Origin of the sequence: Serratia sp. 22264 (assembly GCF_052045345.1) — a bacterium.
Taxonomy (GTDB): Bacteria; Pseudomonadota; Gammaproteobacteria; order Enterobacterales; family Enterobacteriaceae; genus Serratia; species Serratia plymuthica.
Genome location: NZ_JBQEOY010000001.1, coordinates 474,019 through 492,453, shown reverse-complemented (window position 1 = coordinate 492,453; position 18,435 = coordinate 474,019). Strand labels below are relative to the sequence as shown.

Here is an 18,435-nt window from a genome sequence, read left to right as displayed (position 1 = left end):
GGTTCTATAGTTTAACGTCCATTTAGCATCCCGCCGAATGGGGTTGTTTCACATACCCCGCCATTGGCTCCATGCCGACAGGGTTTAGGTTACAGGGGTAAAATTTTACCCGATATAGTTCGATACCGCTATGACAAATATGACAAAAAGCAATAACGTCGCTGCAGTTTATTGCTGCGGCAACGCTAACACTTCATGTGCATAAGTCAGCGCACGCTGGATGACTTCGTCGATCGACATGCTGGTAGAATCCAGCACGAGGGCGTCGGAAGCCGGCACCAGTGGCGCGATAGGCCGATTGCGGTCACGGTCATCCCGTTCCTTTATCTCGGCTAAAAGACGTTCAAAGTTAACATTAAAGCCCTTTTCCTGCAACTGTAGCATGCGGCGGTGCGCACGCTCCTCTGAACTGGCATCCAGGAAAATCTTTACCGGTGCATCGGGGAACACCACCGTACCCATATCGCGGCCATCGGCAATCAAACCGGGAGCTTCGCGGAACGCGCGCTGGCGGCGCAGCAAAGCTTCGCGCACACGCGGAAAAGCCGCTGCCTGCGAGGCGGTATTACCGACGGTTTCAGTGCGGATCTCATTACTGACATCCTCACCTTCCAAAATGACCTGCAGTTTGCCTTCTTGGGCAACAAAGCGGACGTCGAGATGTGCGGCCAGCGGAACCAGCGCCTCCTCAGAGGTGATATCGACCTGATGATGCAGTGCCGCCAACGCCAGCACGCGGTAAATCGCGCCGGAATCCAGCAAACGCCAACCAAGGGATTCGGCCAACGCTTTACACAGAGTGCCTTTGCCTGCGCCACTTGGTCCATCAACGGTTATCACCGGGGCTGTAGCCGTCATTTCTCTCTCCTTCAGGTAGAAAACCTCACAGGGACGCAACCTGCCGTCAGCACAACGCGAAAGCATAATTACGAACGCCCCTGCCGTCTGCCCAATCGAGGCAGATACGGTGGCGTATTATACGCTGCCCAGAGACGAACTGTTACCCTGGAACTGTCTGGTTGTTGAAAATAAGCGCATAACCGCAGAAAAGTATAGAAGAAGCCTCGGCGACCAGGCATTAAAAACGACAAAGGCCCGATTAAGGGCCTTAAAAGAAATCATCTGACTACCGGTTACGCCAATTGGCTGATGCGCGCCAACTGCTCAAAATAGTCCGGGAAAGTTTTGGCGGTGCATTTCGGATCGAGGATGGTCACCGGGGTATCCGACAGCGCCACCAGCGAGAAGCACATCGCCATACGGTGATCGTTGTAGGTACCGATATCGGCAAACTTCAGCTTCACCGGCGGCACCACGTGAATATAGTCCTCACCTTCATCCACTTCAGCGCCTACTTTGCGCAATTCAGTCGCCATGGCGGCCAGGCGATCGGTCTCTTTCACCCGCCAATTATAGATATTGCGGATGGTGGTCGGCCCTTCGGCAAACAGGGCTGCGGTGGCAATGGTCATCGCCGCGTCCGGAATATGGTTCATATCCATATCGATGCCGCGCAACTCACCGCGGCTGCATTCGATAAAGTCATCGCCCCAGGTAATGCGCGCGCCCATTTTCTCCAGCACGTCGGCAAATTTGGTGTCGCCCTGAACGCTTTTCTTGCCGATGCCGGTCACGCGTACGGTGCCGCCTTTAATCGCCGCCGCCGCCAGAAAATAAGAAGCGGAGGATGCATCGCCTTCTACCAGGTAATCCCCTGGGGAGCGGTAGGTTTGGCGGCCTTGAATATTGAACACGCGGTAGTTGTCGTGGCTGACTTCAACGCCGAAGGTACGCATCAGATGCAACGTGATATCAATGTAAGGTTTAGAAACCAGTTCGCCCTTGATATGGATATTCGTGTCCTGCTCAGCCAGTGGCGCAGTCATCAGCAACGCGGTCAGGAACTGGCTGGAAACGCTGCCGTCGACGGTCACGTCGCCACCGTGAAAACCGCCGCGCAGGCGCAATGGCGGATAGTCGGTCTGTTCCAGGTAATCAATTTGCGCGCCGCCCTGGCGCAGAGCATCCACCAAATGGCCGATAGGCCGCTCTTTCATGCGCGGTTCACCGGTCAACACCACATCGCCGCTACCCAGACACAACGCCGCCGCCAATGGGCGCATCGCGGTACCGGCATTGCCGAGGAACAGTTCAAGCGGCTCGCTGGCCACCAGCGGGCCGGCAACGCCCTCAACGATACAAGTGGTGCGATCGTCGGACAGTTGATAACTCACGCCCAACGCCTGCAGCGCATTCAGCATATGGCGCACGTCGTCGCTGTCCAGCAGGTTGGTCAACGTGGTCGTTCCCTCCGCCAGCGCAGCCAGCAGCAGAGCACGGTTGGACACGCTCTTGGAGCCGGGTAAGTTGACGGTGCCATTGACCAGGGCGACCGGTTGTAACGTCAGGGAATCCACCATGTGAACAAAACTCTCCAAAATCTGATAAACGAAACGGCCCCGGGAAAATGCCGGAGCCGCTTTAATGCAAAAGGACAACAGCGAAAGCTGCCCGCGCAAAGCAGGCAGCGAGGCTTAACCGTGACGACGTTCGAAGTCGATCATAAAGTCGGTTAATGTCCGCACGCCGGCCAACGGCATGGCATTGTAAATAGAAGCACGCATGCCGCCAACCACCCGGTGACCTTTCAGCGCCTGCAGGCCGATGGCTTCCGCTTCGCTGAGGAACACTTTGTCCAGCGCCGAGTCAGCCAACTGGAACGGCACGTTCATCCAGGACCGATTGGCGTGAGCTACGCGGCTGCGGTAGAAATCAGAATTATCGATGGTTGCGTACAGCAATTCGGCCTTGGCCTGATTGCGCTTGTGCATCTCCACCAGGCCACCTTGTTCTTTCAGCCACTTGAACACCAGGCCGGACAGATACCAGGCGAAGGTCGGCGGCGTATTGAACATGGAATCGTTCTCGGCCAGCACGGTATAATCGAGAATCGACGGCACTTCGCGGCGAGCTTTACCCAGCAGATCGTCACGTACGATCACCAACGTCAGGCCTGCCGGCCCAATGTTTTTCTGCGCGCCGGCGTAAATCACGCCAAAGCGGCTGACATCCAGCGGGCCGGACAAAATGGTGGAGGAGTAATCGCCGATCACCACTTTGTCGCCAAAGTCCGGCGTCTCATCGATAGCGATGCCGTCGATGGTTTCATTTGGGCAGTAGTGCACATAAGCCGCATCGTCGTTCAACTGCCACTCTTTCATCGGTTTGATACCGAGCAGGCCGTCAACGGTGGTTTTCACATCAATGGTATTTGGCGTGCAGTATTTCTCGGCTTCCTTGATGGCGCTGTGCGCCCAGTAGCCGCCATCGATATAGTCCGCAGTGGTTTTATCACCCAGCAGGTTCAGCGGCAATGCGGCAAACTGTGCACGAGCGCCGCCATGGCAGAACAGCACTTTGTAGTTGGAGGGGATCTTCAGCAGATCGCGCAGATCCTGTTCGGATTGCTGGGCAACTTCGATAAACTCTTTACTGCGATGGCTGATTTCCATCACCGAGGTGCCGAGACCGTGCCAGTTGCACAGTTCCTGTTCCGCACGACGCAACACTTCAACCGGCAGCATTGCCGGGCCAGAGCTAAAATTATAAACCTGAGTCATTTCCCCTCACCACATTCACTATTCGCCAATGAGACTGGCCAACCGAAATACGCCCAAAGTTAACTGTCGAGTTAACCAACGCATCGGTTTTATCACTCACGTAACGCTGCTGCAATGCTTATTCACCCGCAGGCAGCAAACTGCCGCAGCACGGAATAACAGGCTCTGTCGCCACTGCGTTTTTTTGTGCGATAAAACGCTGCGCCATCGGGGAATTCAGTGGGTTAACGCGGTGTTTTATGCTGTATTCAGCTAACCCGGCTATGGGACAAGGCCGCAATCCACCGACCGTTGCCGCAACGCGGGCAAATATGTTGCTGCGAATCCGCCAGGGGCGCTATCAGGCTGCAGGTGCTACAGGCATAATCCCCTGCGGCTTCGGCCTGCGGCAGACTCTTGACACACTGCCCCGGCAAAACGGGCAAACCGGGGCGCACCTCGTCATCCGCATAAAAATAGACCGAAATGGCACCGTTTACCTCAAGGATAGCCAGACGTACCTGGCCGAAATGTTCCACCCCAACCAGTCGTAACTCCATAAAGAACTCGTCATGGGTGATGTTCTCCCGTTGCAGCGTATCCCAATCGAAAATGCCATGGCTTACCAAAATCAGCGGTTTGCCTTCCATCCAGGTCTGGAGCGTTTCAAAACGGTCCATCAACCAGGTAGCAAGCCGATACAACACCATGATGGAAATAAAAACCGCCAGCACCGGCAACAAAGGGACATCGTGGTAAAACGCCACGTCCCCCGCAGCCGAACCGAGCGTCAAAATGATCAGCACCTCAAACAATGACATCTGCCGAACGCCGCGGCGGCCGGTCATTTTGAGAAAAATAAACACCAGTACAAAAGTGAACAAGCACCGTGCCGCAACCTCAGCCAAAAATGCCGGGGTAGTTTCATCCAATGCCATCCGCTGGAGGTCAAAGGCATGCATAAGATCGATCCTCGGTAAAATGATTGCCTACAGCATAGCCCGGCTATAAAAAACGGGGAGCGGAGCCCCCCATAGATCGCTACTCAATACTGATTGAACATCTGTTGGATTTGTTTGGTGTCTTTGGTCTGAGTCAGCGCCAACTGCAGCAGGATCCGCGCTTTTTGCGGGTTCAGCGTACCGGCGGCGACAAAGCCGAATTTGGCGTCATCCACTTCCGCATCTTCCGTGGTGGAACCGGTCGGCACTCTGGAAGAACGCACTACCGCCACGCCGTTATGTGCGGCGGTCGCCAGCGTATCAAACACCGTTTTATAAAGGTTGCCGTTACCGACCCCGGCGCTGACAATACCCTGATAACCTTCGGCAATCAGCGCCTTGGCCGGCGCATCAGAAGCGTTGGCATAGTTATAGACAATGCCGACTTTGGGCAGCTCGGTCAGGCTGGATACGTCAAAGGGGGTGTCGGTAGTATGCTTGCGCTGCGGTGAGCGCTGATAGTCTACCTTGCCGTTATGGATATAACCGAGCGGACCGAAATTGGGCGACTGGAAGGTCTGCACCGAGGTGGTATTGGTTTTGGTCACGTCGCGCGCATCCAGCACGCTGTCGTTCATCGCCACCAGCACCCCGCGTTTGGCCGATTGCGGATCCGCCGCCGTCACCACGGCGTTATACAGATTGAACGGGCCGTCGGCACTCATCGCCGTCGCCGGGCGCATCGCTCCGACGATCACTACCGGCTTGTCGCATTTGACGGTCAGATCGAGAAAATAAGCGGTTTCTTCCAGCGTGTCGGTGCCGTGGGTGATCACAAAACCGTCCGTTTTGCCGCAGTCAGCGTTGATTTTCTTCACCAGTTTCAGCCACACCTCATCGTTCATGTCTTGCGAACCGATGTTCACTACCTGCTCACCCTGCACATTGGCGACGTTTTTCAGCTCCGGTACCGCATTCACCAGCGCATCGACGCCCAGTTTGCCCGCCGTATAGTTGGATTTTGTCGCCGATTCGCCGCCGCCGGCAATGGTGCCGCCGGTCGCCAACAGAGTGATGGAAGGCAATGCCAGCGCAGAACCGCTTACGCCCGCCAGGAATAGTGCCACAACGCTGAGTTTCACTGATTTCATTAGGTTTCTCCTTGATAGATAACCCGCTGAATTATGGCCCTTATCCTTAAAAAAACTGTGACTTTGCCGTCGCTTTAGGAATACATGGAGCTTGGGCGTAAAACCCCGTATCATTGCGCGTTTTTAGTACGCTCAAAAAGTGAAGACAATGACGCAAACTTTTATCCCTGGCAAAGACGCCGCGTTGGAAGACTCCATCGCCCGTTTCCAACAGAAATTAAGCGATCTGGGTTTTAATATCGAAGAAGCCTCCTGGCTGAACCCGGTGCCGCACGTATGGTCGGTTCACATCCGCGATCGCGATTGCCCGCTGTGCTTCACCAACGGTAAAGGCGCCAGCCAAAAAGCCGCGCTGGCTTCCGCTTTGGGCGAATACTTCGAGCGCCTTTCCACCAACTATTTCTTTGCCGATTTCTATCTGGGTAAACAAATTGCCGAAGGCGATTTCGTGCATTATCCGAATGAGAAATGGTTCCCGATCCCGGCCGACGATTCGCTGCCGGAAGGCATCCTCGACGAACGCCTGCATGCGTTCTACGATCCAGAGCAAGAACTGACCGCCGGCGATCTGATCGATCTGCAATCCGGCAACGGCGATCGCGGCATCTGCGCCCTGCCGTTCTCCCGTCAGTCAGACCAGCAGACGGTCTATATTCCGATGAACATCATCGGCAACCTGTATGTGTCCAACGGCATGTCCGCCGGTAACACCGCGAACGAAGCTCGCGTGCAGGGCCTTTCCGAAGTATTCGAGCGTTATGTGAAAAACCGCATTATCGCCGAATCCATCAGCCTGCCGGAGATCCCGAGCGAAGTGCTGAACCGTTATCCAGGCGTGGTGGAAGCCATTGCCCGCCTGGAACAGGAAGGCTTCCCGATCCTGTCCTATGACGCCTCATTGGGCGGTAACTACCCGGTAATCTGCGTAGTGCTGTTCAACCCGGCCAACGGCACCTGTTTCGCCTCGTTCGGCGCTCATCCCGACTTCGGCGTGGCGCTTGAGCGTACCGTGACTGAACTGCTGCAGGGCCGTAGTCTGAAGGATCTGGACGTGTTCACCGCGCCAACCTTCGATGACGAAGAAGTGGCCGAACACACCAATCTGGAAACCCACTTTATCGATTCCAGCGGTTTGATCTCCTGGGACATGTTCAAGCAGGATGCGGATTACCCGTTTGTCGACTGGAGTTTCAGCGGCAGCACGCAGGAAGAATTCGCCACGCTGATGAGCATTTTCGACAAAGAAGACGCCGAAGTGTACATCGCCGACTACGAGCACCTGGACGTTTACGCCTGCCGTATCATCGTACCTGGCATGTCCGACATCTACCCGGCGGAAGATCTGTTGCTGGCCAATAACAGCATGGGCGCGCACCTGCGTGATACCCTGCTGGCACTGCCGGGCAGCGAATGGGAGCCACAAGAATATCTGGCGCTGATTGAGCGACTGGATGACGAAGGGCTGGACGATTTCACCCGCGTGCGCGAGTTGTTGGGCATTGCCTCCGGTAAAGACAACGCCTGGCACACCCTGCGCGTGGGCGAGCTGAAATCCATGCTGGCACTCGCGGGCGGCGATATGGAACAGGCTCTGATCTGGACGGAATGGACTCAGGACTTTAACGGATCGGTATTGAGCCCGGCACGCAGCAACTACTACCGCTGCCTGCAAACCCTGCTGCTGCTGACGCAGGAGCCGGATCGCGATCCGGCGCAGTACTACGGCGCCTTCGTGAAAATGTACGGTCAGGAAGCGGTCGACGCCGCTTCTGCGGCCATCAGCGGCGAAGAGCGCTTTAACGGCTTGTTCGCTGTCGACAGCGATCTGAAAGCGTTACCGGCGCATCAGGCGCTGCTGGCGGCCTACGAAAAACTGCAAAACGCCAAGCGCCGCCACTGGGCACAGGCATAACCGCAGTCTTAATGCGTCGGCAGCTTGCCTGCCGGCGCCACTCCTAAAGAGGGAGTTCGGAGTTCGCTGTACATCGCATTCGTAAACGCAGCAAAGAAAATAGCCAGATCTTATTTTGACGGTTAAATCCCTCTTTTCTTCTTTTATTTTTTCCGGCTAATTACGCACTTATCAACAAACAAGACAAACAAAACGTTAATTGTTGCAGGTTGGTGAAATAATAATTAACCGATAAGTCAAATTTAGCCGTCAAAAATAGACAATACACATAAATATTTAACCTTTATTAAGGGTATTCATCCCGCCAATTCAAAATTATTTGCAAACATTAAAAAATAGTTTTCATTTTAAAATCAAACAATTAACTAAATTAACCCTGCTATTTATCTGGTTTTTGCCCCCTCTAGTTCCTCGCCTTATGATCCAAATCAATTTTTACCCTATACTGCTTTGCTAGTATCTCATTGCGTTGTTTTAACCCTTAAGAGAGAGAGTTAGTGTGAAAGCTGACAACCCCTTCGATCTGATATTACCTGCGGCAACGGCGAAAATCGCTGAAGATGCAGGTGTGTATAAAGCCACCAAGCACCCGCTGAAAACTTTTTATTTGGCGATCACTGCCGGCGTCTTTATTTCCATCGCGTTCGTATTTTATATCACTGCGACTACCGGCACTGCCGGTGTGCCCTTCGGCCTGGCAAAACTGGTCGGCGGCATCTGTTTCTCTCTGGGGTTAATGCTGGTCGTGGTCTCAGGTGCAGACCTGTTCACCTCAACCGTGCTGATTGTGATTGCCAAGGCCAGCGGCCGTATCAGTTGGTCCCAACTGGCAGCCAACTGGTTGAACGTCTATATCGGTAACCTGATTGGCGCCCTGTTATTTGTGGCACTCATCTGGTTTTCCGGTGAACACATGGTGGCCAACGGCCAATGGGGCCTGAACGTCCTGCAAACCGCTGACCACAAGCTGCACCACACTTTTGTTGAGGCGGTCTGCCTCGGCATTCTGGCTAACCTGATGGTTTGCCTGGCAGTGTGGATGAGTTATTCCGGCCGCAGCCTGATGGACAAAATGTTCGCCATGATCCTGCCGGTCGGCATGTTCGTCGCCAGCGGTTTCGAACACAGCATCGCCAATATGTTTATGATCCCTATGGGTATCGTGGTTAAACACTTCGCCACGCCAGAGTTCTGGCAAGCCGTAGGGGCAACACCCGAGCAGTTTGCTCATCTGACCGTAAGCAACTTCATCATCGACAATCTGATCCCAGTCACCATTGGCAATATCATTGGCGGCGGCCTGCTGGTTGGGTTGACTTACTGGGTAATTTATCTGCGTGGTGGTGAACAACAGCATTAAGCTGTTAGTGACCGTGCGCCGAGTTAGAAATCCACAATTAAAGGTAGGTGTATAATGACCGAACTTAACGAGAAGTTAGCCAAAGCTTGGGAAGGTTTCAGCAAAGGTGACTGGCAGAATGAAGTCAACGTTCGTGACTTCATCCAGAAAAACTACACTCCTTACGAGGGTGATGAATCCTTCCTGGCTGGCGCAACTCAGGCCACCTCCACCCTGTGGGACAAGGTTATGGAAGGGATCAAACTGGAGAACCGCACCCATGCGCCAGTTGATTTCGACACCAACGTTGTCGCTACCATCACTTCCCATGACGCAGGCTACATTGCCAAAGAACTGGAAACCATCGTTGGCTTGCAGACCGACGCACCACTGAAACGCGCGCTGATCCCATTCGGCGGCATCAAAATGGTTGAAGGTTCTTGCAAGGTTTATGGCCGCGAACTGGATCCTCAGCTGAAAAAAGTCTTCACCGACTACCGCAAGACCCACAACCAGGGTGTATTCGACGTTTACACCAAAGACATCCTGAACTGCCGCAAATCCGGCGTGCTGACCGGTCTGCCGGATGCCTACGGCCGTGGCCGCATCATCGGTGACTACCGTCGCGTTGCGCTGTACGGCATCGACTTCCTGATGGCCGACAAGCTGAACCAGTTCAAGTCATTGCAGAGCAAGCTGGAAAACGGCGAAGATCTGGAAATGACCATTCAGCTGCGTGAAGAAATCGCTGAACAACACCGCGCACTGGCCCAGATCAAAGAAATGGCCGCCAAATACGGCTGCGACATCTCCGGCCCAGCGACTACCGCGCAAGAAGCCGTGCAGTGGACCTACTTCGGCTACCTGGCCGCGGTGAAATCCCAGAACGGCGCGGCAATGTCCTTCGGCCGCGTGTCCACCTTCCTTGACGTGTTCATCGAACGCGATATCAAAGCGGGCAAGCTGAGCGAAGAGCAAGCGCAGGAACTGATTGACCACCTGGTAATGAAACTGCGTATGGTGCGCTTCCTGCGTACCCCTGAGTATGATGAGCTGTTCTCCGGCGACCCAATCTGGGCAACTGAATCCCTGGCGGGTATGGGCGTTGACGGCCGTACGCTGGTCACCAAAAACAGCTTCCGTTTCCTGAACACCCTGTACACCATGGGGCCGTCTCCGGAGCCGAACATGACCATCCTGTGGTCTGAAAAGCTGCCGTTGAACTTCAAAAAATACGCGGCGAAAGTGTCTATCGACACCTCATCCGTACAGTACGAAAACGACGACCTGATGCGCCCTGACTTCAACAACGATGACTACGCCATCGCCTGTTGCGTCAGCCCGATGATCGTCGGCAAACAAATGCAGTTCTTCGGCGCCCGCGCCAACCTGGCGAAAACCATGTTGTACGCCATCAACGGCGGCGTTGATGAAAAACTGAAAATCCAGGTAGGCCCAAAAGAAGCGCCAATGATGGACGACGTGCTGGACTATGACAAAGTCATGGAACGCATGGACCACTTTATGGACTGGCTGGCCAAACAGTACGTGACCGCACTGAACATCATTCACTACATGCACGACAAGTACAGCTATGAAGCTGCGCTGATGGCCCTGCATGACCGTGACGTTTACCGCACCATGGCCTGCGGCATCGCCGGTCTGTCGGTAGCGGCCGACTCCCTGTCTGCCATCAAGTACGCCAAAGTCTCCACCATCCGTGACGAAGACGGCCTGGCGACAGACTTCAAAATCGAAGGTGAATACCCGCAGTTCGGTAACAACGATGCCCGCGTTGATGACATCGCCTGTGACCTGGTAGAACGTTTCATGAAGAAAATTCAGAAACTGCGTACCTACCGTAATGCGGTACCGACCCAGTCCGTACTGACCATCACTTCTAACGTGGTCTACGGCAAGAAAACCGGTAACACTCCAGATGGTCGCCGCGCAGGCGCTCCATTCGGTCCTGGTGCCAACCCAATGCACGGCCGCGACCAGAAAGGCGCTGTAGCCTCTCTGACCTCCGTAGCCAAACTGCCGTTTGCTTACGCGAAGGACGGGATCTCCTACACCTTCTCCATCGTGCCAAACGCTCTGGGTAAAGATGACGACGTGCGTAAAGCCAACCTGGCGGGCCTGATGGACGGTTACTTCCATCACGAAGCCTCCATCGAAGGCGGCCAGCACCTGAACGTCAACGTGATGAACCGTGAAATGCTGCTGGAAGCGATGGAAAACCCTGAGAAATACCCTCAGTTGACTATCCGCGTATCCGGTTATGCCGTACGTTTCAACTCGCTGACCAAAGAACAACAGCAAGACGTGATTACCCGTACTTTCACCCAGTCGATGTAATTGCCCCATCCGGGCGGGGTTTCCCGCCCGGTGGTTAAGCTGAATACCGGGGCCGGATCTTTCCGGCCCTTTTAACAAACGCGGTTTCCCTGACTCATCACGAGTCTGTTTTGCCAGATAGCTATACTGAATGAAATTGATGGATATCCGGCAAAACAGTTATCCGGCGCAATAACCGGCCAGCAGGAATCGTTCCACCCCAGTCTCCGGGCCTACCCGGTAGCTGCATCGCTGATCCCTGGCCGGCGGTTATGAGCCTACTTTTAGACTGCGTTTGACAGTCAATATTGGAGAACCCCCTGCAATGTCAGTGAAAGGTCGCATTCACTCCTTCGAATCCTGTGGCACCGTTGACGGTCCCGGGATCCGCTTTATCGTTTTCTTCCAGGGTTGCCTGATGCGCTGCCTGTATTGCCATAACCGCGACACCTGGGACACCCATGGCGGCAAAGAAGTGACCGTAGAAGAGCTGATGAAAGACACCGTCGCTTATCGGCACTTTATGAACGCTTCCGGCGGCGGCGTGACGGCCTCCGGCGGCGAAGCCATCTTGCAGGCCGAATTTGTCCGTGACTGGTTCCGTGCGTGCCAGCAGGAAGGTATCAATACCTGCCTGGATACCAACGGTTTTGTGCGTCGTTACGATCCGGTGATCGACGAGTTGCTGGACGCCACCGATCTGGTGATGCTGGATCTGAAACAGATGAACGACGACATTCATCAGAACCTGGTCGGCGTCTCCAACCACCGCACGCTGGACTTCGCCCGCTATCTGGCGAAACGCAACCAGCGCACCTGGATCCGTTATGTGGTGGTGCCCGGCTGGTCCGACGATGACAAGTCAACGCACATGCTGGGTGAGTTCACCAAGGACATGACCAACATCGAGAAAATCGAGCTGCTGCCCTATCACGAACTCGGCAAGCACAAATGGGTGGCGATGGGGGAAGAGTACAAGCTGGACGGCGTCCATCCACCAAAAGCGGACACGATGGACCGCGTCAAAGGCATTCTGGAAAGCTACGGCCATAAAGTGATTTATTGATCTTTTTGTCGAGATAAAAAAACCGGCGCAATGGCCGGTTTTTTTGATCTCAGGCAGCAGCCAGCGGAGTCTGGTGATGGTTTGGCTTTTTCAGCAACATCATCAGGTACACCAGCGCAACGGCAGCAATCATCACAAACAGCAGGCGGTCGGAATAATTCTGCATCAACAACGCCGTCATTGACGGGCCAAGCAGGCTGCCGATTGTGTAGCTCATCAGCAACGCCTGATTCATCGCCACCAACTCATGCGGCAGCGCTTTCTCGCAGGCCCAGGACATCGCCACCGGGTACAGCGTGAAACCGGCGCAGCCGAGAATAAACAGCGCCGGCGCCATAGCATAGTTGCCGAGCATCGCCACACTGGCGAGGATCACCACAAACACCTGAATGCGCAGCACCAACAGACGGCCATAACGATCGGCCAGGCGCCCTACCGGCCACTGCCCGACAATACCGGAACTGACCAGCAGCGCCATCCAGTAACCGACGTTGGCGTCGCTCATACCCTGATGGGATAAATACAGCGGCATCAAGCCATACAGTGAACCGAGTACAATACCGGAGATAATGCAACCATTGATGCCCAGCCGTGCGCTGCGGCGTTTCAGCATTGGCCATACCGCTGCCTGCTGCGGTTCGTCATGCTGGCTGTTAACCCGAGCAAACAGCATGGGCAGCATGGCGCAGATGATGATGGTGACCACCCACGGCACCACGTTCAGCAATTCGGTCGATACCAGGCTCAACAGCAGTTGACCAATCACGGTGCCAAGATAGTAAACCATCATATAGGCCGCCAACAGTTGCCCGCGGTTGGACAGGTTACCGCTGCGCAGTAAGGCGCTTTCAACGATCACCCAAATCCAGGCGCAGCCAATGCCGGCAAAGAAACGCCAACCCATCCAGCTCCAAAAATCGAGCGACAGCGCCATACCGGCCGTCGCGACGGCAAACACCACGCAGGCAAGATGATAGCTGCGGGTAAAGCCGATGCGTTTGATCAGTTTGCCCGCTATCAGCGTGCCTACCAGGTTGCCGGTAAAGTAAGAAGAGCTCACCATACCCACCTGACCGGTTGACAATTGAGCGTGAGTCAACCAAAGAGGGACTAACGTATTCAATACGGCAATAGAAACCGTGAGCAATAACAGGCCACAGAGCAGCAGGAGCACTGGGCGGGAATATGCGGACATAGTGAAATTGAAACCGAACGAGCGATGAGAGTGCGCGCATCATGCCACTGGCGATAAAAAAGTCAATCCGCTCTTATCTATGCACCGCACAATTTGTTTCACTCCCGGCAGCAGGGGCAACGCGCAGCAAAAAGGGCTATGCTGACGGCAGAAGAAATTCGCTCCCGCAGAGGCATAATGAAACAGACTATCGATAATGCTGTCGGCACATTGCTGGCGGATATAGGCAGCACCCATGGTGAACTTCTGGACGTAGTGCAACGTGTTCGCCAGGTGGTTACGGCAACCGGTGGCGGCGTCAGTGAATCGGTAAAATACGGCGGCATCATGTTTGCCCATACGGCGTTTTTCTGCGGCGTGTTCGCCTACAGCGGCCATGTGACGGTTGAGTTTGGCCGGGGCTATCTGCTCGAAGACCGCCACCGGATGCTGGAGGGCGGGGGTAAGTATCGCCGGCATATCAAGCTTTATTCGGTTGCCGATGTAGAGGCAAAACATCTGGCAGATTACGCCAGACTGGCCTATGAGCTTGAGCCTCCACGCTAAAACCGGCGTGCATCCGCAGCGCACCCTAAGGATAAGACGATGAAAAAGCGTGCCATTCAGATCGTCCCCAGCCGCCTCCATGGTATGGAAATGGTAACGGCGGACACGGATTTTTCCTTTGGCCGCCATACTCACGACCAGTTTGGCATTGGCCTGATGGATCGCGGCGCCCAGAAATCGCTAAGTGGCAGAGGCCGCGTTGAATCATCCGCAGGGGACATCATCACCGTGAACCCCGGAGAAGTGCATGACGGCTCTCCCCTCGCCGGTGCCAGAGCCTGGCGCATGATCTACTGCCACCCGGAACGGCTCAATCAATGTTTCGCGGATATCAGCGAGGGGAGATTTACCTCCGGGGAATTCAGCCAGCCGGTTTTCAGCAATCATCATCTGGCCGCCTGCTTTAACCGGCTGTTCTGCGCCGTAACGCAAAGCGATGCGCTGGCCGCCGAAGAGGCTTTGCTGGTTATCGCCGCAGCCCTGGCTGAGATCCCGCATCCCCCTTTAGCCTTCCCTCAAGATGGCATTGTCCGCGCACGGGAAATGATTGACGACGAGCCAGGCAGCCCGCTGACGTTGGCCGAGTTGGCCACCGAAGCCGGCCTGAGCCAATACCAACTCTTACGCGGGTTCAAACGCCGCACCGGTCTGACGCCACATGCTTACCTGCTGCAACGCCGCCTGTTGCTGGCGCGCCGGCTTATTCTCGCCGGTGACGGGCTGGCGGAGGTGGCCGATGCCTGCGGCTTCGCCGATCAAAGCCACATGACACGCCTGTTCGTCAGGAGCTTTGGGTACACTCCCGGCTCTTTCTCCCGGCAATCCGCCTGAACGTTGCCGCTGCAAAGGCGGGCTGCAATTTCGTTCAAGACTGTATGGCTCCTTCACCTGAAACTGGGTGCCAATTATCGCCAAAAGGAGCTTTACCCGTGAATGCAGATTTCCTGTTCACCTCATTACTGATCGTTATCTCGCCGGGAACCGGCGCGCTGATTACCTTGTCCACCGGGCTGCAGCAGGGTACGCGCAGCGCCCTGGTGGCGGCTGCGGGCTGCACCCTGGGCGTATTGCCCCATATGCTGTCTGCGGTGACCGGATTGGCCGCACTGTTGCAAACCAGCGCTCTGGCCTTTGACCTGGTGAAGTACCTTGGCGTGGTTTATTTGTTGTTTATGGGGTGGGAAACGCTGCGCGAAAAAGGGCCGCTGACCCTGTCTCAGGCCAATTCGCCTTCCACAGACGGCGCTCTGGTGCGGTATGCCGTCGTAGCCAACGCGCTCAACCCCAAACTGTCCATTTTCTTTCTGGCGTTTCTTCCACAGTTTATCACCGTGGGAGATGCGCACCCTGCCCGTACCATGTTGATACTTTCTGCGGTATTCGCCGTAATGACGTTCGTGATTTTCTCTCTTTATGGCGCCTTTGCCGCACGCGTCCGGCATCGTATTCTGGGGAATGCTCGCGTGATGCACTGGATACGCTGGTCGGTTTCCCTGGCATTTATCGGTCTCGCCATCAAATTGGCGTTGACCAGCCACTGACCCTCTGATTTTCAGACATAAAAAAAGCGCCCGCAGGCGCTTTCTTGCCGACTAGCTTTTCTAGCCGATATATTCCAGACCATTCATGTAAGGGCGCAGAACTTCCGGCACCTGAATGCGGCCATCGGCCTGCTGGTAGTTTTCCAGCACGGCCACCAGCGTACGACCCACAGCCAGACCAGAACCGTTCAGCGTGTGCACCAAACGCGGCTTCTTCTCGGTTTTGCTACGGCAGCGTGCCTGCATGCGGCGCGCCTGGAAATCCCACATGTTCGAACATGAGGATATTTCACGGTAGGTATCCTGAGCCGGCAACCACACTTCCAGATCGTAGGTTTTGCAAGCGCCGAAGCCCATGTCACCGGTACACAGCAAAACTTTACGGTATGGCAGATTCAGCAGTTGCAATACTTTCTCCGCATGGCCGGTCAGTTCTTCAAGCGCCGCCATGGAATCTTCCGGGCGAACGATCTGTACCATCTCGACCTTGTCGAACTGGTGCATGCGGATCAAACCACGGGTGTCACGCCCATACGAACCGGCTTCCGCACGGAAACATGGCGTGTGCGCGGTCATCTTCAGCGGCAGGGACTCTTCTTCCAGGATCTCGTCGCGCACCAGGTTGGTCAAGGGCACTTCCGCCGTTGGGATCAGCGCATAGTTGCTGCTGTCTGACTCTTCTTCCAAGGGTTTGGTATGGAACAGATCATCGCCAAACTTCGGCAACTGACCGGTGCCATACAACGTGGCGTGGTTGACCAGGTACGGCACGTAGGCTTCCAGATAGCCGTGTTGTTCCGTATGCAGATCCAGCATGAATTGCGACAGCGCGCGGTGCATACGGGCGATCTGCCCTTTCATCACCACAAAGCGCGAACCCGTCAATTTTACCGCTGCGGCGAAATCCAGCCCACCGGCCATTTCGCCCAGATCAACGTGATCGCGTACCTGGAAATCGTACTGGCGCGGTTCGCCCCAGCGGCACACTTCCTGGTTCTCGCTGTCATCTTTGCCGTTCGGTACGGCATCGTCAGGCAGGTTCGGCAACGTCAGGGCGTAATCGCGGATTTCGGTCTGCAAGGAATCCAAGGCGGCCTTGGCAACATCCAGCTTATCACCCAGTTCGTTCACTTCACGACGCAGCGGCTCAATGTCTTCCCCGCGTGCTTTAGCCGCGCCGATGGATTTCGATCGGGAGTTACGTTCTGCCTGCAGCGTTTCGGATTCTACCTGCAGAACTTTGCGGCGCTCTTCTTGCGAACGCAGCAGATCCAGATCGAGTTTAAAGCCTCGGCGAGCCAGTTTGACGGCGACTGCGTCTAGCTCATTACGCAGCAGATTGGGATCGAGCATGCTAATCCTGTGCTTATTGTTATTGAAAGAAAATTTGTCGTTTTATACGGCTGAATATAAGCCGCATAAAGAAAGAGTGATACCCGGTAACCTTACCGCAACGGCAACGCTAGCGGTAGCGTTTTGTCGGGCTATTTTGATCCTGCTCAGCCAGCCATGCCAGCTTTTCACCGATTTTGCCTTCCAGTCCGCGAGCGGTCGGATGGTAGTAACGGGTCTTGGCCATTTCAGGTGGGAAATAGTCCTCACCGGCGGCATAAGCATTGGGCTCGTCATGCGCGTAGCGATACTCCGCGCCCAAGCCCATTTCCTTCATCAGCTTGGTCGGCGCATTGCGCAGGTGCTCCGGTACATCGTAATCAGCCATCTCTCGGGCGTCGCGCATCGCCGCTTTGAAAGCGGTGTACACGGCGTTGCTTTTCGGCGCGCAGGCCAGATAGACGATGGCCTGGGCAATTGCCCGTTCGCCCTCCGCCGGGCCGACGCGGGTAAAGCAATCCCAGGCCGCAATCGCCACCTGCATGCCGCGCGGATCGGCATTGCCGACATCCTCGGACGCAATCGCCAACAGGCGACGCGCCACATACAGCGGATCGCCACCGGCGGTAATAATGCGCGCATACCAGTACAGCGCGGCATCCGGTGCCGAACCGCGCACCGATTTATGCAGCGCCGAGATCAAATCGTAATAACGATCGCCTTTATTGTCGAAGCGCGCACTGCGTTCACCGGAGACCTCTTTTAACAATGACGGCGTCAAAACGCGGATGCCTTTGGCGTCGATTTCCGCCATATCCGCCATCATCTCCAGGCTGTTCAGCGCCCGGCGCGCATCGCCGCCCACCAGCTCCGACAGCATTCGGCGCGTCTCTTCGGGCAGCTCGATATTCTGGCCGCCGAACCCCCGGCTATTGTCTTTCATCGCCTGATCCAGCACCTGGCTGATATCTTCGGCGGTCAGCGCTTTCAACAAATACACCCGGGCGCGCGAAAGCAGCGCCGAATTGAGCTCAAAAGACGGGTTTTCGGTCGTCGCGCCGATAAAGGTGATGGTGCCATCTTCAATATGCGGCAGGAAAGCATCCTGCTGGCTTTTATTGAAGCGGTGCACCTCATCGACAAACAAAATAGTGCGGCGACCGGCGTCACGGTTCTGACGTGCGCGCTCGATCGCCTCGCGGATCTCTTTGATGCCGGACGTAACGGCGGAAATCCGTTCGACGTCCGCCTGGCCGTAACGGCCGATCAGCTCTGCCAGCGTCGTTTTCCCGGTGCCCGGCGGCCCCCACAGAATCATCGAATGCAGTTGCCCTGCCTCGATGGCACGCGGCAAAGGCTTGCCGGCAGCCAGCAGGTGTTGCTGGCCGATATATTGCGCCAGCGTAGTTGGCCGCATCCGCGCGGCCAACGGCTGGAACTCATTCTGGGAAAAATCGAGCGACATATTACTCACGC

General features: G+C 55.5%; 15 protein-coding genes. 7 read left to right on the top strand and 8 right to left on the bottom strand.

The annotated features are described in order from the left end of the window. Window positions 1-168: 168 nt before the first annotated feature. The 5 genes from cmk to ansB all read right to left on the bottom strand — a co-directional run bounded on the left by cmk (window position 169) and on the right by ansB (window position 5,691). Window positions 169-858: a (d)CMP kinase gene (cmk, locus tag ACTJJ1_RS02390; RefSeq protein ID WP_004942647.1), complete on the bottom strand. Its 690-nt coding sequence runs from the start codon at window positions 856-858 to the stop codon at window positions 169-171. A 275-nt stretch (window positions 859-1,133) separates the two neighbouring features. Beyond that, on the bottom strand, window positions 1,134-2,420 hold the full coding sequence (aroA, locus tag ACTJJ1_RS02385) for a 3-phosphoshikimate 1-carboxyvinyltransferase (RefSeq protein ID WP_073439481.1): 1,287 nt from the start codon (window positions 2,418-2,420) through the stop codon (window positions 1,134-1,136). A gap of 114 nt (window positions 2,421-2,534) precedes the next feature. Then, complete coding sequence (gene serC, locus ACTJJ1_RS02380; RefSeq protein WP_004942642.1) at window positions 2,535-3,620, bottom strand: 3-phosphoserine/phosphohydroxythreonine transaminase; 1,086 nt, start codon at window positions 3,618-3,620, stop codon at window positions 2,535-2,537. A 248-nt stretch (window positions 3,621-3,868) separates the two neighbouring features. After that, a complete protein-coding gene (locus ACTJJ1_RS02375) occupies window positions 3,869-4,561 on the bottom strand; it encodes a DUF421 domain-containing protein (protein WP_440832256.1) in 693 nt (230 codons plus the stop codon). Between the two features lie 83 nt (window positions 4,562-4,644). Next, window positions 4,645-5,691 carry an L-asparaginase 2 gene (gene ansB / locus ACTJJ1_RS02370; RefSeq protein WP_004942633.1) on the bottom strand — a complete coding sequence of 349 codons (1,047 nt, stop codon included), beginning with the start codon at window positions 5,689-5,691 and terminating at the stop codon, window positions 4,645-4,647. A 148-nt stretch (window positions 5,692-5,839) separates the two neighbouring features. Between ansB and ycaO the strand changes: the two genes are divergently transcribed. The 4 genes from ycaO to pflA all read left to right on the top strand — a co-directional run bounded on the left by ycaO (window position 5,840) and on the right by pflA (window position 12,345). Next, on the top strand, window positions 5,840-7,603 hold the full coding sequence (gene ycaO, locus ACTJJ1_RS02365; RefSeq protein WP_409443420.1) for a 30S ribosomal protein S12 methylthiotransferase accessory factor YcaO: 1,764 nt from the start codon (window positions 5,840-5,842) through the stop codon (window positions 7,601-7,603). Window positions 7,604-8,102: 499 nt separating this feature from the next. Next, window positions 8,103-8,963, top strand: a complete 861-nt coding sequence (focA, locus tag ACTJJ1_RS02360) for a formate transporter FocA (RefSeq protein ID WP_020438794.1) — start codon at window positions 8,103-8,105, stop codon at window positions 8,961-8,963. A gap of 54 nt (window positions 8,964-9,017) precedes the next feature. Then, window positions 9,018-11,300, top strand: a complete 2,283-nt coding sequence (gene pflB / locus ACTJJ1_RS02355; protein WP_020453766.1) for a formate C-acetyltransferase — start codon at window positions 9,018-9,020, stop codon at window positions 11,298-11,300. A gap of 304 nt (window positions 11,301-11,604) precedes the next feature. Beyond that, window positions 11,605-12,345, top strand: coding sequence for a pyruvate formate lyase 1-activating protein (gene pflA, locus ACTJJ1_RS02350; protein ID WP_004942624.1), 741 nt, complete (start codon window positions 11,605-11,607; stop codon window positions 12,343-12,345). Window positions 12,346-12,394: 49 nt separating this feature from the next. Here pflA and ACTJJ1_RS02345 read toward each other — a convergent pair whose 3' ends face one another. Then, window positions 12,395-13,540, bottom strand: coding sequence for an MFS transporter (locus ACTJJ1_RS02345; RefSeq protein WP_004942623.1), 1,146 nt, complete (start codon window positions 13,538-13,540; stop codon window positions 12,395-12,397). Between the two features lie 177 nt (window positions 13,541-13,717). Here ACTJJ1_RS02345 and ACTJJ1_RS02340 point away from each other — a divergent pair, with 177 nt between their 5' ends. The 3 genes from ACTJJ1_RS02340 to ACTJJ1_RS02330 all read left to right on the top strand — a co-directional run bounded on the left by ACTJJ1_RS02340 (window position 13,718) and on the right by ACTJJ1_RS02330 (window position 15,627). Next, window positions 13,718-14,086, top strand: coding sequence for a DUF1801 domain-containing protein (locus tag ACTJJ1_RS02340; RefSeq protein WP_004942622.1), 369 nt, complete (start codon window positions 13,718-13,720; stop codon window positions 14,084-14,086). Between the two features lie 39 nt (window positions 14,087-14,125). Further along, entirely contained in the window at window positions 14,126-14,917 is a 792-nt protein-coding gene (locus ACTJJ1_RS02335) for an AraC family transcriptional regulator (protein WP_004942621.1), read from the top strand. A gap of 98 nt (window positions 14,918-15,015) precedes the next feature. Next, a complete protein-coding gene (locus ACTJJ1_RS02330) occupies window positions 15,016-15,627 on the top strand; it encodes a LysE family translocator (RefSeq protein ID WP_440832251.1) in 612 nt (203 codons plus the stop codon). Window positions 15,628-15,687: 60 nt separating this feature from the next. Here the strand turns inward: ACTJJ1_RS02330 and serS are convergent, their stop codons facing one another. After that, complete coding sequence (serS, locus tag ACTJJ1_RS02325; RefSeq protein ID WP_004942617.1) at window positions 15,688-16,980, bottom strand: serine--tRNA ligase; 1,293 nt, start codon at window positions 16,978-16,980, stop codon at window positions 15,688-15,690. Window positions 16,981-17,089: 109 nt separating this feature from the next. Then, on the bottom strand, window positions 17,090-18,433 hold the full coding sequence (locus tag ACTJJ1_RS02320; protein WP_013812283.1) for a replication-associated recombination protein A: 1,344 nt from the start codon (window positions 18,431-18,433) through the stop codon (window positions 17,090-17,092). Between the last annotated feature and the right edge of the window lie 2 nt (window positions 18,434-18,435).

Coding starts and splice junctions, on each gene's coding strand:
- cmk (WP_004942647.1), bottom strand. CDS start 858: ATGACGGCTACAGCCCCGGTGATAACCGTTGATGGACCAAGTGGCGCA.
- aroA (WP_073439481.1), bottom strand. CDS start 2,420: ATGGTGGATTCCCTGACGTTACAACCGGTCGCCCTGGTCAATGGCACC.
- serC (WP_004942642.1), bottom strand. CDS start 3,620: ATGACTCAGGTTTATAATTTTAGCTCTGGCCCGGCAATGCTGCCGGTT.
- ACTJJ1_RS02375 (WP_440832256.1), bottom strand. CDS start 4,561: ATGCATGCCTTTGACCTCCAGCGGATGGCATTGGATGAAACTACCCCG.
- ansB (WP_004942633.1), bottom strand. CDS start 5,691: ATGAAATCAGTGAAACTCAGCGTTGTGGCACTATTCCTGGCGGGCGTA.
- ycaO (WP_409443420.1), top strand. CDS start 5,840: ATGACGCAAACTTTTATCCCTGGCAAAGACGCCGCGTTGGAAGACTCC.
- pflB (WP_020453766.1), top strand. CDS start 9,018: ATGACCGAACTTAACGAGAAGTTAGCCAAAGCTTGGGAAGGTTTCAGC.
- pflA (WP_004942624.1), top strand. CDS start 11,605: ATGTCAGTGAAAGGTCGCATTCACTCCTTCGAATCCTGTGGCACCGTT.
- ACTJJ1_RS02345 (WP_004942623.1), bottom strand. CDS start 13,540: ATGTCCGCATATTCCCGCCCAGTGCTCCTGCTGCTCTGTGGCCTGTTA.
- ACTJJ1_RS02340 (WP_004942622.1), top strand. CDS start 13,718: ATGAAACAGACTATCGATAATGCTGTCGGCACATTGCTGGCGGATATA.
- ACTJJ1_RS02335 (WP_004942621.1), top strand. CDS start 14,126: ATGAAAAAGCGTGCCATTCAGATCGTCCCCAGCCGCCTCCATGGTATG.
- serS (WP_004942617.1), bottom strand. CDS start 16,980: ATGCTCGATCCCAATCTGCTGCGTAATGAGCTAGACGCAGTCGCCGTC.